Genomic DNA, 13,504 nt, shown 5'->3' on the forward strand with positions numbered 1-13,504 from the left:
CGGGCCTCGGCCTCGGCCCCGCCCCCGCACAGGGGACCGCGGACGCCATGACAGCAGGCCGGGCGATCCCGGCCGCCGGAACGGCCGCCGCCGGCGGGCCCTCCGGTTCCGGCGGTACGCCGGGTACGTACACCGCGCACCTGCGCGCGGACGACGGGGACACGGGGAGCAGCACAGTGGCCAGCGGCAAGGCAGCGGCGGGCGCGAGCCCGGCGGTACCCCCTCCGGCACCGGACGCCCGGACGGCGTCCCCCTCCGCGGCGGCCACGGCACGGGGTTCCGGTGCGGTCGGTCCCGCTTCCGAGCACCTCGCGGCCGCCGCGAGTTCGCCCGCCTCAGCCGGTCCGACGGCGGCCGCCGCGCACGCCGCGCCCGGGCAGCGCGACCCCGGCACCGCCGCGGAGGCGCTGACGCGCTATCTGCAGGGCCAGGCCATGGCGTTCCTGCGCGGGCTGAGTCTGCGGGGCGAGGGCGACGGCACCTGGGACACCGTGCTGCGCGGCAGCGCCCGGCGGATGGCCGGCGTGCTGCACACCTATGCGCCGCTCACCGAGGAGGCGTGGGCCGAGCCGCTCCGCGCCGAACTGGGCTGGCTGTCCTCGACGTTGGGCCGTGAGCCGCAGTACGCGACGCGACTGGACCGGCTGCTGGAGGCGCTGCGGCGGCTGTCGGCCGCGGGAACGTCCGAGGTGCCACCGGGCCCGGGCGGCGGTCCGGCCGCCGGAGCGCCCGCCGCGGGCGGCGGCCCCCTCGCGCTGGGCGCGGCCCGCGCCGCCGCCCTGCTGGAGCGCCAGCTCACCCTGGCCCGCACGCGCGCGCACTCCGCGGCCCTCCAGGCGCTGGGCTCCTCCCGCTTCCACGCGCTGGCCGACGCCGTCGCGGTGCTCGCCTCGGACGTGCCGCTCTCCCGGGCCGCCGCCGGACCGGCCGGCGCCGTGCTGGAACCGCTGGCCGCGCAGGCCCACCAGCGGCTCGCGGACGCGGCGGGCGCGCTGCCGCTGAACCGGGCCTCGCTGCCGTACAACGCCGAGGCGGTCCAGGCGTCGCTGGGCACCGAGTTGACCACGGACCTGCAGGACGCGCCCTGGCACCAGGTGCGGATCCTGCTGCGCCTGAGCCGTTACGCGGCGGAGGTGCCCGGTGCGGGCCCGGCCGGGGAGCCGGCCAGGATCGCGGACGCCGGGCGGCTGCTGCAGCAGCACCACGAGGCGGCGGAGTCCGCGTCGGCGGTCGCCGCGGCGGCCCGCACGCCGCGGATCGCGCCGGCGACGGCGTACGCGCTGGGGGTGCTGCACGCCGACCAGCGGCACGAGGTCGAGGCGGCACGGTTCGCGTTCTCCCGCCTGTGGCAGTCCGGTTCGCCCGCGCAGGCGGCGACCGCGGCGTCGGCGCAGCCGGCGTCCTCCGCTCAGGCCGCGCAACCGGTGCCCGCCGCGGCGCCCGCGCGGGCCGGCGCCGCTCCGGGGGCGCGCACTCCATGACGCACGGGGACAGCGCCGGCGGCACGGACGGGACGACCGTCCGCGCGGCCGGCACCGTGCTCTGGCGCCGCTCCCCCTACGACGGCAGGGTCGAGATCGCGCTGGTGCACCGGCCGCGCTACGACGACTGGAGTCTGCCCAAAGGCAAGTTGAAGCGCGGGGAGGATTTCGCGGCGGCCGCGCTGCGCGAGACCCGCGAGGAGACCGGCATGCAGTGCGAACTGGGCACGACGCTGCCGGTGACCCGGTATCTGGTGCAGGGGCGCCCGAAGGAGGTGCGCTACTGGTCCGCGCGGGCGGGCGAAGGGGGTTTCGTGCCGAGCCGCGAGGTGGACCGGATGGTGTGGCTGCCGCCGGTCACGGCCCGGCACCGGCTCACCCACGATCGGGACCGTCCGGTGGTGGACGCGTTCCTGGAGGCCGACGCGGAGTGAACGCGGGGTGTGCGGCCGCCCGTGAGGCGCTCCCCGGTTGACTCGCCGTCTTGACCGGACCCGCCGCACGGAGTGCTTGCGCATGCGATCGAGGTCCGAAATGTCCGTGACTCCCTTGTGATCCGGTCGTTATCGGACCTTTTCCGTAAACCACATGTGTCCCTTGGACGACACTCCGTACAGCGTCCCGGGGGGTCGCCACCAGGCTGATAGACGAGGTTCACCTCGCGTTCACCCGCTCCCGTCGGCGGCTTCACCTGATCTGCCTAATTTCGGCCGTACCGGTGAGCGATGTGCCGCCGGGTGGATGCAGAACCACAACCCTCTGCTTCGCCGTCCACCGGCGGGCTTTCGGAAGGAACACACGAAGGTGAAGCTTCAGCGTAAGAGCGGGCTGCGCGCCCTGACCGTCGGCGCGGTCGCGATTACCGGTGCGCTCGTCCTGACCGCCTGCGGGTCGGACAACAACGACAACTCGTCGTCGCCGAGCGGCAGCAGCCAGCCGAGCGCGAGCGGCAGCTCCGCCAACGCGGCCGGCATCTCCTGCGCCCAGGGCCAGATCCTCGCTTCGGGCTCCAGCGCCCAGCAGAACGCGATCGAGGCCTGGGTGCGCAACTACCAGCAGGCCTGCAACGGCGCGACGATCAACTACAAGACGTCCTCCTCCGGTGAGGGCATCATCGACTTCAACCAGGGCACGGACGCCTTCGCCGGCTCCGACTCCCCGCTGAAGCCGGAAGAGGCCGCGGCCTCCAAGAAGGTCTGCAGCACCGGCACGGGCATCAACATCCCGATGGTCGGCGGCCCGATCGCCATCGGCTACAACCTGCCCGGTGTCAGCAACCTGGTCCTGGACGCCTCGACGATCGCCAAGATCTTCAACGGCAAGATCACCACCTGGAACGACAAGGCGATCAAGGCGCTGAACCCGAGCGCGACCCTGCCGAGCACCAAGATCCAGACCGTGCACCGCCAGGACGACTCCGGCACCACGGACAACCTGACCAAGTACCTGGGCGGCGCGGCCAAGGCCGACTGGCCCTACCCGCACGCCAAGGCGTGGGCCGCCAAGGGCGGCCAGGCCGCCGCGAAGTCCTCCGGCGTCTCCGCGCTGGTCAAGCAGACCGAGGGCGCCATCGGCTACTTCGAGCTGTCCTACGCGACCTCGCAGAGCATCCCGACCGTCAAGATCGCCACCGGCGCCTCCCAGCCGGTCGAGGCCACCACGCAGAACGCGTCGGCGGGCATCGCCCAGGCCAAGGTCGTCGGCACCGGCTCGGACCTGGCGCTGGACCTGAGCGCCGCGTACACCACCAAGGCGGACAACGCCTACCCGATCGTCCTGGTCACCTACGAGATCGCCTGCGACAAGGGCAACAAGGCCAGCACCCTGCCGCTGACCAAGTCGTTCCTGAACTACATCGCGAGCGACGCGGGCCAGCAGCAGCTGTCCGCGGCCGGCTACGCCCCGCTGCCCACCGAGATCGCCACGAAGGTCCGCTCCACCATCTCCGCCCTTTCCTGATCCAGCGCGGCGGGTCCCGCGGCCACCACGGCCCCGGGACCCGCCGCACTTCCGGTGCACCGCCGCCGGGGGAGCGCCACTCCCCCATCCAGACCGGAGTGAACCCCTATGACCACCGTAGAAACACCCCCCACCGCGCCACCGCGCAAGGCCGCCACCGTGACCCGCCCGGGTGACCGCATCTTCTCCGGTCTCTCCCGCGGCGCCGGCATCCTGCTGCTGGTCGTGATGGCCGCGATCGCCGTCTTCCTGACGGTCCGTGCGGTCAGCGCCATCTCCAAGGACCACGGCAACTTCCTGACCACGTTCGAGTGGACCCCGAGCCTGAACCCGCCGGTCTTCGGCATCGCGGTTCTCGCCTACGGCACCGTCGTCAGCTCGATCATCGCCATGCTCATCGCGGTCCCGATCTCGCTGGGCATCGCCTTGTTCATCACGCACTACGCGCCGCGCCGCCTCGGCGGGATCATCGCGTACGTCATCGACCTGCTCGCCGCGGTGCCCAGCATCGTCTACGGCCTGTGGGGCGCGCTGTTCCTGGTCCCGCACCTCAAGGGCCTCAACCTCTGGCTGGACGACTACCTCAGCTGGACCGTCATCTTCCACAAGTCGGACCCCAACTCGGCGGCCCGTTCGCTGCTGACCGTGGGCATCCTGCTGGCGATCATGATCCTGCCGATCATCACCAACGTCAGCCGCGAAGTGATCAACCAGGTGCCGAAGATGCACCAGGAGGCGGCGCTGGCGCTCGGCGCCACCCGCTGGGAGGTCATCCGGCTGTCGGTGCTGCCGTTCGCCCGCTCCGGCGTCATCAGCGCCTCCATGCTCGGCCTGGGCCGCGCGCTCGGCGAGACCATGGCGGTCGCCACCGTGCTGTCCGCCTCCCCGGTGCTGTCCGCGCACATCCTGGACCCGGTCGGCGGCACGTTCTCGCAGAACATCGTCGCCAAGTTCGGTGAGGCCGACGAGTTCGGCCGCGACGCGCTGATCGCCTCCGGCCTCGTCCTGTTCGTCATCACCCTGCTCGTCAACGGCGCGGCCCGGCTCATCATCGCCCGGCGCAAGGAGTACTCGGGGGCCAACGCATGAGCCACAGCATCTCGGACGCCAAGCCCGCCGCGGCCGGCGCGCCCGCCGCCACGCGGCTGGCCAGCCGCCGGCTCCCCCGCTGGAGCCCGCTGGCCATCGCCGTCGGCGCCATCGTCGTGGGTGTGGCCATCGGCGCCGGCTTCGGCCTCAAGAGCCACCTGCAGTGGGGCCTGATCGCCCTGATCCTCTTCGTGGGCGGCTCCTACGCCATCACCGCGCAGGTCGAGGGCCGCCGCCAGGCCAAGGACCGGGTGGCCACCAGCCTGATATGGGCGAGCTTCATCCTGGCCGTGATCCCGCTGTACTCGCTGGTGCAGACCACCATCAGCAAGGGCGTGAAGGTGCTGGACGGCACCTTCCTGACCCACTCCATGAACAACGTCCTGACCATCGAGCCCGGGGGCGGCGTCTACCACGCCATCATCGGCACGCTGGAGCAGGTCGCCATCGCCACCGTCATCGCCGCCCCGATCGGCATCCTCACCGCCGTGTACCTGGTGGAGTACGGCCGGGGCACGCTGGCGAAGTGGGTGACGTTCTTCGTCGACGTCATGACCGGTGTCCCGTCGATCGTCGCCGGTCTGTTCATCCTGTCGCTCTGGTTCGTGGCCCTCGGCAAGGCCCCGGCCTCCGGCTTCGCGGGCTCGCTCGCGCTGGCCATCCTGATGCTGCCGGTCGTGGTGCGCTCCACCGAGGAGATGCTCAAGCTCGTGCCGAACGAGCTGCGCGAGGCCTCGCTGGCCCTGGGCGTGCCGAAGTGGCGCACCATCACCAAGGTCGTCATCCCGACCGCCCTCGGCGGCATCACCACCGGCGTCATGCTGGCCATCGCCCGTATCGCGGGTGAGAGCGCACCGATCGCCCTGCTGGTGTTCGGCAGCAACATGATCAACACGAACCCGTTCAGCGGGCCGCAGTCCTCGCTCCCGTACTACATCTACCAGCAGTACGGAAACGGCAACGACCCGTCGTACGCCCGCGCATGGGGCGCCGCTCTGGTGCTCATCGCGTTCGTGATGATCCTCAACCTCGTGGCCCGCGGCATCGCCCGCTGGAAGGCCCCGAAGCGTTGATCGTGCGGCTCCGCCGCGTGCCAGGCCGCCGGACGCGGCCATCAGCAGACCTCGCAGAAAAGAAGTGATCCCCATGGCCAAGCGAATCGACGTCAGCGGCCTCTCCGCCTTCTACGGCACCCACCGGGCCATCGACGACATCTCCATGACCGTCGAGCCCCGCTCCGTGACCGCCTTCATCGGCCCGTCCGGCTGCGGCAAGTCCACGTTCCTGCGCACCCTGAACCGCATGCACGAGGTCACCCCCGGTGGCCGCGTCGAGGGGAAGGTGATGCTGGACGACGAGAACCTCTACGGCTCCAGCGTCGACCCGGTGACCGTGCGCCGCACCGTCGGCATGGTCTTCCAGCGCCCCAACCCGTTCCCCACCATGTCGATCTACGACAACGTGGCGGCCGGTCTGCGCCTCAACGGCGTCCGCAAGAAGGGCGAACTCGACTCCATCGTCGAGAAGTCGCTCAAGGGCGCCAACCTCTGGAACGAGGTCAAGGACCGCCTCAACAAGCCCGGCTCCGGTCTCTCCGGCGGCCAGCAGCAGCGGCTGTGCATCGCCCGCGCCATCGCGGTCGAGCCGCAGGTGCTGCTGATGGACGAGCCGTGCTCCGCGCTCGACCCGATATCCACCCTCGCCATCGAGGACCTGATCGGCGAGCTGAAGACCCGGTTCACCATCGTCATCGTCACGCACAACATGCAGCAGGCCGCCCGCGTCTCGGACCGCACCGCGTTCTTCAACCTGGCGGGCGTCGGACAGCCCGGCAAGCTGATCGAGATCGACGACACCGAGCGCATCTTCTCCAACCCGTCCGTGCAGGCCACCGAGGACTACATCTCGGGCCGCTTCGGATGATCAGAGCCGCCGTGCGGTGCTGCATGGCGGTGCCACCGCAGGGCGCAGGCCCCGTTCCCCTTCGCAGGGGGACGGGGCCTGATCCGTTTCCGGGAGCGACGGTGCGGCGGCGCGTCGGCCGTCAGGCGAAGATCGCCTGGATCAGCCAGAACAGGATCGCGGCGACGACACCCGCGGCCGGCATGGTGATGAACCAGCCGCCGACGATGTTCTTCGCCACGCCCCAGCGGACGGCCTTGACCCGCTTCGTCGCGCCGACGCCCATGATCGCCGAGGTGATCACATGGGTGGTGGAGACCGGGACCTTGAACAGGTACGCGGTGGTGTAGAGGATGCCGGCCGAGGTCGTCTCGGCCGCGAAGCCCTGCGGCGGGTCGAGCTCGATGATCCGCCGGCCCAGCGTCCGCATGATCCGCCAGCCGCCCGCGTAGGTGCCGAGCGACATCATCAGCGCGCACACGAGCTTGACCCAGACCGGAATGCCGAAGCCCCGGCTCGGGTCGTTGATCACCAGCGCGAGCACCACCACGCCCATGGTCTTCTGCGCGTCCTGCAGGCCGTGGCCCAGCGCCATACCGGCCGCCGAGATGGTCTGCGCGATACGGAAGCCGCGCTTGGCCTTGTGCGGGTTGGAGCGGCGGAAGAACCACAGGATGGCCATCATGATCAGATAGCCGACCAGGAGACCGACGACCGGCGACAGGAACATCGGCACGACCACCTTGTCGACCACGCCGTTCCAGTGCACGGCCGTGCCGCCCGCCAGGGCCGCGCCCACCAGGCCGCCGAACAGCGCGTGCGAGGAGCTGGAGGGCAGGCCGAAGTACCAGGTGGTGAGGTTCCACACGACCGCGCCGGCGAGCGCGGCGAACAGCACCGCCATGCCGTGCTGCCCGGTCGGGGTGGCGATCAGGCCCTTGCTGACGGTCTCGGCGACGCCCTGGCCGAGGAACGCGCCCAGCAGGTTCATCACCGCCGCCATCGCCAGGGCCGCCTTGGGCGTGAGCGCCCGGGTGGACACCGAGGTGGCGATGGCGTTGGCGGAGTCGTGGAAGCCGTTGGTATAGGTGAAGAAGAGCGCGACCGCGATGGTCACGACCAGCGCAAAGGTGTCCACGAAGTCAGGACTCCTTGACCGCGATGGTCTCCACGGTGTTCGCCACGTGCTCGAACGCGTCGGCGGCCTCTTCCAGCACGTCGACGATCTGCTTGAGCTTGAGCACCTCGATCGCGTCGTACTTCCCGTTGAACAGCTGGGCGAGCAGCTTGCGGTGGATCTGGTCGGCCTGGTTCTCCAGACGGTTGACCTCGATCCAGTACTCGGTCAGGTTGTTCATCGTGCGCAGGTTGGGCATGGCCTCGGCGGTCAGCTCGGCCGCCCGCGCCAGCACCTCGATCTGCTGCTCGACGCCCTTCGGCAGCTCTTCGACGTTGTAGAGGACGACCAGGTCAACGGCCTCCTCCATGTAGTCCATGATGTCGTCGAGCGAGCCGGCGAGGGTGTAGATGTCCTCGCGGTCGAACGGCGTGATGAAGGAGGAGTTGAGCTGGTGGAAGATCGCGTGGGTCGCGTCGTCCCCCGCGTGCTCCGCCGCACGCATCCGCTCGGCGATCTCGGTCCTGGTGGCCGAATCGGCCCCGAGGAGTTCCATGAGGAGCTTCGAACCGGTGACGATGTTGTCCGCGGACGCGGCGAACATGTCGTAGAAGCTCGTCTCCCTGGGGGTCAGACGAAAGCGCACGTTAGTCCTCGGGGTGCATGCGGTGTGCAGGGATTCGGTCTCGTTGATGCTAGGCGCATCATCCGGCCACGGCTAACCGGCGTCATCCAGTGTCGCCCACGGCACGAAGTCCCCCGGACGGGGGATGCCTCGCACATCATAGCGATTCGGTAAGGTATACCCATCGGGGGTATAACGGGACAGGAAGGGCGGGCAGGCGGGATGACCACGGAAAGCGTCGCGGGGGAGATTGTGAAGCCGGCCGGGCCGCATGGCTACAGTCACGACAAAGAGTCCCACCTGAAGCGCCTCCGCCGGATCGAGGGCCAGATCCGTGGCCTGCAGCGGATGGTCGAGGAGGACGTCTACTGCATCGACATCCTCACCCAGGTCTCGGCCAGCACCAAGGGGCTGCAGTCCTTCGCCCTGCAGTTGCTGGAGGAGCACCTGCGGCACTGCGTGGCCGCGGCGGCGGTCGGCGGCGGACCCGAGATCGACGAGAAGGTCGCCGAGGCGACGGCGGCGATAGCGCGGCTGCTGCGGACCTGACGCCCGCGGTAGCGGCCGGCGGCGGGGGGATCCGGCCGACGGCTCCGGTGGCGGCCGGGGGTGACTGGGGGCGGCCGGATCAGTTGACGGCGGGGGCCACCGGCGTTCGGGAGACGTCCAGCACCTCGTCGATGCGGGCCGGGCTGAGCCGGTCCTCGGCGCTGGCGGACGCGGCGATCATCAGCTCACCGCACAGCTCGATCTCGGCGAGAGCGACCTGGTCGTCGTCGTGCACCGAAGCAAGAAGCGCCGGCACCATGCACGCACCTCCTCGTCCCGTCCTGTGCGCCGCGGCGGCCGCGGGCAAGCGGCTGGAGCGGTTCCAGCGTAAGGAGCGGACGCGGCCCGCGCATGGCACGGAAGGACCATTTCCCACGGGCCCGATTCGGCCCGTCCTCATCCAGGGTGAGCAGAAACGATCTTGCCCGTCCAGATGTTCGCAGGTCGGGGCATGATCACCGACACCCGTGTCCCGAACCGGTCGTACCGGGTGGTTGAGACCACTGTCACATTCCGCCCCGCGCCCCGCGCACCGCGCCCGCCACCGAACGTGAACTGCTGGCTCACCTGACGCAGCCGCCCCTGCGCGTCCAGCCACGCGTCGAAGGGCACGCTCGTCACCGTGAAGCCCTTCGCCGCGGCCGCCAGCGGACCCCGCACCGCGGGCTCCGCGGCCCCGGCGGCGCGGGCGATGTCCGTGGTGCCGCGGTAGTGCCGCACCGCCGTGCCGTTCAGCACCTCCTCGCCGACGTACGTCACGTCCCGCGCGCCGCGCAGCAGCTCCGCCGCCGCCAGCGGCTCGGTCGCGCCGCCGGTCACCAGGTTGCCGTCGGCGAGCCGCGTGGTGTCCACCCGCACCCACTTGCCCGGCGGGACGCCCTCGCCGCGGTCCTTCATGTAGAGCGAGCCGGGTGTGAGCAGTTCGGTGATCGGCCGGTGCTCCTCCGCGCCGGCCGCGTCCTTGGGCAGCACCAGCGTGAGCTCGCCCCGCCGCCGGGCGAAGTCGAAGCCGCCGGTGCCGGTGATGGTCAGCCAGGTGCCGCCGCTGGCCATCCGCATCGAGGTGGTCACCTGGGCGCTGCCCGCCCGCGTCAGGGCGTCCGCGGCACCGGTCACCGTGGCGGCCGGAACCTGCTGGACCTTGGCGTCCCCCGGGCCGCGTTCGGCCGCGACACCGCTGCCCGCGCAGCCGCCCGCCAGGACCGCCGTCGCCGCCACCGCCGCGAGGACCACTGTGGTCCTCGTCACCTCCTGCCGACGCCAGGTCGCCGCTGCCACCATCATGTGTCCATCCCTGCACCGCCGTACGGCTCCGCCGGGCCGGGGAGCCCGCTGCCAATCGGCTAACGACCGTGTTCCGGCAGCCGTCACGCCCGTTACCTTGGACGGGTGCGAAAGCTGGGTGTGCGCTCCGCTCCGGTAGGCCACGCGGCCGCCGGCGGACACGCCATCACCGTCGTCGAACGAGGATCCTTCGCGACCGCGCACTGCTCCTGCGGCTGGAAGGGGCCCGCGCGGCGGGCCCGGGACCGGGCCAGGCGCGACGCGCAGGAGCACGCGGGCGGATGACCTCGACCGGACCGGCACCGGCCGGAAAGAAGTCCGCAACCGGAACCCTTGCTTCGGCGTCTCCGGTTACCGACGATGCGCCTGTTGATCAGAAGCGGGGATGCGGCGGTGGATGAGGCAGTGGAATCGACGACGGCTGAACAGGGTGGATCCCTCGGCCCCGCGGCGGAGCGGCGCTCCGTGCCGGGGCAGCGTTCTGTGCTGGAGCGGCCCTCCCTGCCGGGGCGGCCCTCGGTGGTGGATCAGCCGTCCGTGGCGGGCCAGCCCTCGGTGGTAGGGCAGCCGTCCGTGGCGGATCAGCGCCCGTCACCGGAGGGGCATCCGGCGCCGCGGCGGCGTTCGGCGCTGCGCGCGGGCGGTGTGGTGCTCGCCGGGGCCTGGCTGACCGCGTGCACCGGCAAGGGCGGCGGCGACGCCAAATCCGCCTCGGGCACGGCCACGACCCCGCCCCCGTCCTCGCCGACCCCCTCGCGCACCACCGCGCCGCCCGAGAAGGCCGACTGGCACGCGCTCTCCTCCTCGCTGGACGGCGACCTCGTCGTCCCCCAGGACGCCGCCTACGCGCTCGACCACCGCCTCTACAACACCCGCTTCGACCACCTGCGCCCGGCGGCCATCGCCTACGTCAGCGGCGCCGCCGACATCCGCACCTGCCTGGACTTCGCCCGCCGCACCCGGACCGTCCCGGTCATCCGCAGCGGCGGCCACTCCTACGCGGGCTGGTCCAGCGGCGACAAGCGGCTGGTCATCGACGTCTCCCGGCTCAACTCCGTCCGGCTGGACGGCACCACCGCCACCATCGGCGCGGGCGCCAAGCTGATAGACGTCTACAACACGCTCGGCCGGCAGGGCCGCACGATCCCCGGCGGCTCCTGCCCGTCCGTCGCCATCTCCGGCCTGACCCTCGGCGGCGGCCACGGCGTGCTCAGCCGGTCCATGGGGCTGACGTGCGACAACCTCGTCGGCGCCACCATCGTCACCGCCGACGGCCGGACCCGCGAGGTGGACGCCGACACCGAGCCCGAACTGTTCTGGGCGCTGCGGGGCGCGGGCAACGGCAACTTCGGGGTCGTCACGTCCCTGCGGTTCACCACCCACCCCGTGCCGGTGTCCGTCGTCACCGGGTACCTGACGTGGTCGTGGTCGCAGGCGGCCGACGTGATCCGCGGCTGGCAGAGCTGGGGCCCCGACCAGGCCGACCACATCTGGTCCTCCCTGCACCTGGACTGCGACGCCGGCGGCTCGCCGTCCGTCTCCGTCCCCATGCTGTCCACCGGGTCGCGGAGCGACCTCGCCCAGGCCGCCGACGCGCTGTCCGCGGCGGCCGGCGTGCACGCCTCCTCGGTCTCCCTGCACCCGCACGACTACGTCGACGTGATGTTCGACTACGCGGGCTGCTCGGGACTGTCCGCGGCGCAGTGCCACATAGCGCCGCGAGGGGTGCTGGGCCGCGAGACGTACACCGCGCGGTCGGACTTCTACGACACGAACCTGCCGGCGTCCGGTATCCAGGCGCTGCTGGCCCAGGTCGAGCGGCTCACCCGGACCGCGCCCGGCGGCAAGGGCAGCATCGACCTGACCGCGCTGGGCGGGGCCGTCAACCGGCAGTCCCCGACGGCCACGGCGTTCCCGCACCGCTCGTCGCGCTTCCTCGCGCAGTACATCGCCTCCGACGAACTGTCCAGCGGCGGCTGGCTGGACGGCGCCCATGACGCGATGCGCCGCTACGCCTCCGGCGGGGCCTACGCCAACTACACCGACCCCACCCTGAAGGACTGGCGCACCGCGTACTACGGCGCCAACGCCGCGAAGCTGACGTCCCTCAAGGCCACGCTCGACCCCGACCGCCTCTTCGACTTCCCGCAGGCGCTCTGAGCCATCACTTTCCGGCGCGGCCGCCCGCGGTCGACGCCCTCAGGCCACCTGGTCGAACGTCGGGGCGCCCGGGCCCGCGGCCTGGGTGGGCGCCGCCGTGGTCGCCGCTGCGGTCGTCGCGGGCGCGGTCGTGGACGTCGTGCTCTTGTCCGAGCTGGACCCGCTCCCGCCGCAGGCGGTCAGCAGCAGGCCCGCCGACGCGGCGAGGGCAACAGCGACGGGCAGGGAAGTGGGGATCATGAGGAAATCCCCCGTGCGTGATCAGGCGTCGGGTGCGGCCGACAGGTCAGTGCCGTTCCTCGACGGGACGAGGCTGCGACCGTGCCGCCCCGCCAAGTCGGCGTCCTATGCGACCTGGCACTGCTTGGCCCCCTGAAGCCACTTGTACTCGTAGACCTGCCAATCGCCGGCGGAGTCCTTGTGCATCGCGAAAGTCCACGCACGGAAGTCCTGCAGTGACGGTGTCGTCACGTGCACCTTGCCGGTCTTGGCGTTCTTGTCGTAAGCCTTGCGCTGGTCCTCACAGTAGGAGACGGTCAGCGTTCCGGCCCCGCCGTTGGCCTTCACCGTGGGCTGGTAGTAGCGATAGGTCCCGGTGGCCACGTTGCCGGACTTGCCGTAGTTGATGACGCTGTCCGCGAGCTTCGCCCCTTGAAGGCCGTCGAAGTAGCGCTTCACATTCGGGGTTTCAGCCGTCCGGATCTGGGACTCCGCCTCAAGAATGGCAGTCGCCGCGTACTTGGCGTCGCGCAGGGCGTCCTTCGCCTTGGGATCAGTACTGCCGAACCCGTTGAAGGCAATGGTGATGTCCGGCGGCAGGTCGAACTTCGGGGCGCCCGGGCCCGCGGCCTGGGTGGGCGGGGCGGTGGTCGTCGGGGCCGCGGACGTCGGCGCAGGCGCCGACGAAGTGCTCTTGTCCGAGTTGGACCCGCTCCCGCCGCAGGCGGTCAGCAGCAGGCCCGCCGACACGGCGAGAGCGACAGCGATGGGCAGAGAAGTGCGGGTCACCAGGAAATCCCCCGTGCATGATCCGGCGTCCGATAGGGCGCCCGACAGGTCAGTGCGGTTCACTGACACTACCGGGGCGCACGGTGCGGTTGTGGACACATCCCCGATCGTCGGTACGGTTCGCGGCACGCTTCACAACCCCTTCACGGACCCCCACTCGCGACTGCCGTGACCCCCTGCATAGGCTCGATCACTCATGCGATCGCAGTGTTGCCAGGGGTGGGATGACATGACATCAGCAGGTTTCCGCGGCGTGCGCCGGACCGCCGTCCAGCAGTCCGGGGGGCGGCCGTGACGCGTAGCTTCCCCCATCTCGGGTTCGATCCGACA

The 13,504-nt window shown here is 71.2% G+C and carries 14 protein-coding genes; 8 read left to right on the plus strand and 6 right to left on the minus strand.

Annotation, left to right across the window (positions count from 1 at the left end; genetic code table 11):
* Nucleotides 1–140: 140 nt before the first annotated feature.
* The 6 genes from K7862_RS25505 to pstB all read left to right on the plus strand — a co-directional run bounded on the left by K7862_RS25505 (nucleotide 141) and on the right by pstB (nucleotide 6,452).
* Nucleotides 141–1,481 (plus strand): CHAD domain-containing protein, encoded by a 1,341-nt coding sequence (locus K7862_RS25505; protein WP_443611933.1) that lies wholly within the window; start codon nucleotides 141–143, stop codon nucleotides 1,479–1,481.
* Nucleotides 1,478–1,915 carry an NUDIX hydrolase gene (locus K7862_RS25510; protein WP_222966539.1) on the plus strand — a complete coding sequence of 146 codons (438 nt, stop codon included), beginning with the start codon at nucleotides 1,478–1,480 and terminating at the stop codon, nucleotides 1,913–1,915. Before K7862_RS25505 ends, K7862_RS25510 begins: the two co-directional genes overlap by 4 nt.
* A gap of 370 nt (nucleotides 1,916–2,285) precedes the next feature.
* A complete protein-coding gene (pstS, locus tag K7862_RS25515; protein ID WP_222966541.1) occupies nucleotides 2,286–3,440 on the plus strand; it encodes a phosphate ABC transporter substrate-binding protein PstS in 1,155 nt (384 codons plus the stop codon).
* A gap of 108 nt (nucleotides 3,441–3,548) precedes the next feature.
* On the plus strand, nucleotides 3,549–4,529 hold the full coding sequence (gene pstC, locus K7862_RS25520) for a phosphate ABC transporter permease subunit PstC (protein ID WP_222966543.1): 981 nt from the start codon (nucleotides 3,549–3,551) through the stop codon (nucleotides 4,527–4,529).
* Entirely contained in the window at nucleotides 4,526–5,602 is a 1,077-nt protein-coding gene (pstA, locus tag K7862_RS25525; RefSeq protein WP_222966545.1) for a phosphate ABC transporter permease PstA, read from the plus strand. The genes pstC and pstA overlap by 4 nt, the downstream gene beginning before the upstream one ends.
* A 73-nt stretch (nucleotides 5,603–5,675) precedes the next feature.
* Complete coding sequence (pstB, locus tag K7862_RS25530; RefSeq protein ID WP_222966547.1) at nucleotides 5,676–6,452, plus strand: phosphate ABC transporter ATP-binding protein PstB; 777 nt, start codon at nucleotides 5,676–5,678, stop codon at nucleotides 6,450–6,452.
* A 121-nt stretch (nucleotides 6,453–6,573) separates the two neighbouring features.
* Here the strand turns inward: pstB and K7862_RS25535 are convergent, their stop codons facing one another.
* Together K7862_RS25535 and K7862_RS25540 are read right to left on the minus strand one after the other, a co-directional pair.
* Nucleotides 6,574–7,569, minus strand: a complete 996-nt coding sequence (locus K7862_RS25535; RefSeq protein ID WP_222966549.1) for an inorganic phosphate transporter — start codon at nucleotides 7,567–7,569, stop codon at nucleotides 6,574–6,576.
* Between the two features lie 4 nt (nucleotides 7,570–7,573).
* Nucleotides 7,574–8,194, minus strand: coding sequence for a DUF47 domain-containing protein (locus tag K7862_RS25540; RefSeq protein ID WP_222966551.1), 621 nt, complete (start codon nucleotides 8,192–8,194; stop codon nucleotides 7,574–7,576).
* A 201-nt stretch (nucleotides 8,195–8,395) separates the two neighbouring features.
* Here K7862_RS25540 and K7862_RS25545 point away from each other — a divergent pair, with 201 nt between their 5' ends.
* Entirely contained in the window at nucleotides 8,396–8,722 is a 327-nt protein-coding gene (locus K7862_RS25545; RefSeq protein WP_222966554.1) for a metal-sensitive transcriptional regulator, read from the plus strand.
* Nucleotides 8,723–8,801: 79 nt separating this feature from the next.
* Here K7862_RS25545 and K7862_RS25550 read toward each other — a convergent pair whose 3' ends face one another.
* Together K7862_RS25550 and K7862_RS25555 are read right to left on the minus strand one after the other, a co-directional pair.
* Complete coding sequence (locus K7862_RS25550; RefSeq protein WP_222966556.1) at nucleotides 8,802–8,981, minus strand: hypothetical protein; 180 nt, start codon at nucleotides 8,979–8,981, stop codon at nucleotides 8,802–8,804.
* Nucleotides 8,982–9,118: 137 nt separating this feature from the next.
* Nucleotides 9,119–10,003 carry an SCO4651 family lipoprotein gene (locus tag K7862_RS25555; protein ID WP_222966576.1) on the minus strand — a complete coding sequence of 295 codons (885 nt, stop codon included), beginning with the start codon at nucleotides 10,001–10,003 and terminating at the stop codon, nucleotides 9,119–9,121.
* A gap of 576 nt (nucleotides 10,004–10,579) precedes the next feature.
* Between K7862_RS25555 and K7862_RS25560 the strand changes: the two genes are divergently transcribed.
* On the plus strand, nucleotides 10,580–12,166 hold the full coding sequence (locus tag K7862_RS25560) for an FAD-binding oxidoreductase (protein ID WP_308012178.1): 1,587 nt from the start codon (nucleotides 10,580–10,582) through the stop codon (nucleotides 12,164–12,166).
* A gap of 39 nt (nucleotides 12,167–12,205) precedes the next feature.
* Here K7862_RS25560 and K7862_RS25565 read toward each other — a convergent pair whose 3' ends face one another.
* Complete coding sequence (locus K7862_RS25565; RefSeq protein WP_222966582.1) at nucleotides 12,206–12,406, minus strand: hypothetical protein; 201 nt, start codon at nucleotides 12,404–12,406, stop codon at nucleotides 12,206–12,208.
* A 105-nt stretch (nucleotides 12,407–12,511) separates the two neighbouring features.
* Nucleotides 12,512–13,174 (minus strand): hypothetical protein, encoded by a 663-nt coding sequence (locus K7862_RS25570; protein WP_222966558.1) that lies wholly within the window; start codon nucleotides 13,172–13,174, stop codon nucleotides 12,512–12,514.
* Nucleotides 13,175–13,504 lie beyond the last annotated feature (330 nt).

Source organism: Actinacidiphila acidipaludis, from assembly GCF_019890725.1.
Lineage (GTDB): Bacteria > Actinomycetota > Actinomycetes > Streptomycetales > Streptomycetaceae > Actinacidiphila > Actinacidiphila acidipaludis.

Excerpts from the sequence above, each read along its gene's own strand:
- K7862_RS25510 (WP_222966539.1), top strand. The coding sequence starts at position 1,478 with ATGACGCACGGGGACAGCGCCGGCGGCACGGACGGGACGACCGTCCGC.
- pstC (WP_222966543.1), top strand. The coding sequence starts at position 3,549 with ATGACCACCGTAGAAACACCCCCCACCGCGCCACCGCGCAAGGCCGCC.
- pstA (WP_222966545.1), top strand. The coding sequence starts at position 4,526 with ATGAGCCACAGCATCTCGGACGCCAAGCCCGCCGCGGCCGGCGCGCCC.
- pstB (WP_222966547.1), top strand. The coding sequence starts at position 5,676 with ATGGCCAAGCGAATCGACGTCAGCGGCCTCTCCGCCTTCTACGGCACC.
- K7862_RS25545 (WP_222966554.1), top strand. The coding sequence starts at position 8,396 with ATGACCACGGAAAGCGTCGCGGGGGAGATTGTGAAGCCGGCCGGGCCG.
- K7862_RS25550 (WP_222966556.1), bottom strand. The coding sequence starts at position 8,981 with ATGGTGCCGGCGCTTCTTGCTTCGGTGCACGACGACGACCAGGTCGCT.
- K7862_RS25555 (WP_222966576.1), bottom strand. The coding sequence starts at position 10,003 with ATGGTGGCAGCGGCGACCTGGCGTCGGCAGGAGGTGACGAGGACCACA.
- K7862_RS25565 (WP_222966582.1), bottom strand. The coding sequence starts at position 12,406 with ATGATCCCCACTTCCCTGCCCGTCGCTGTTGCCCTCGCCGCGTCGGCG.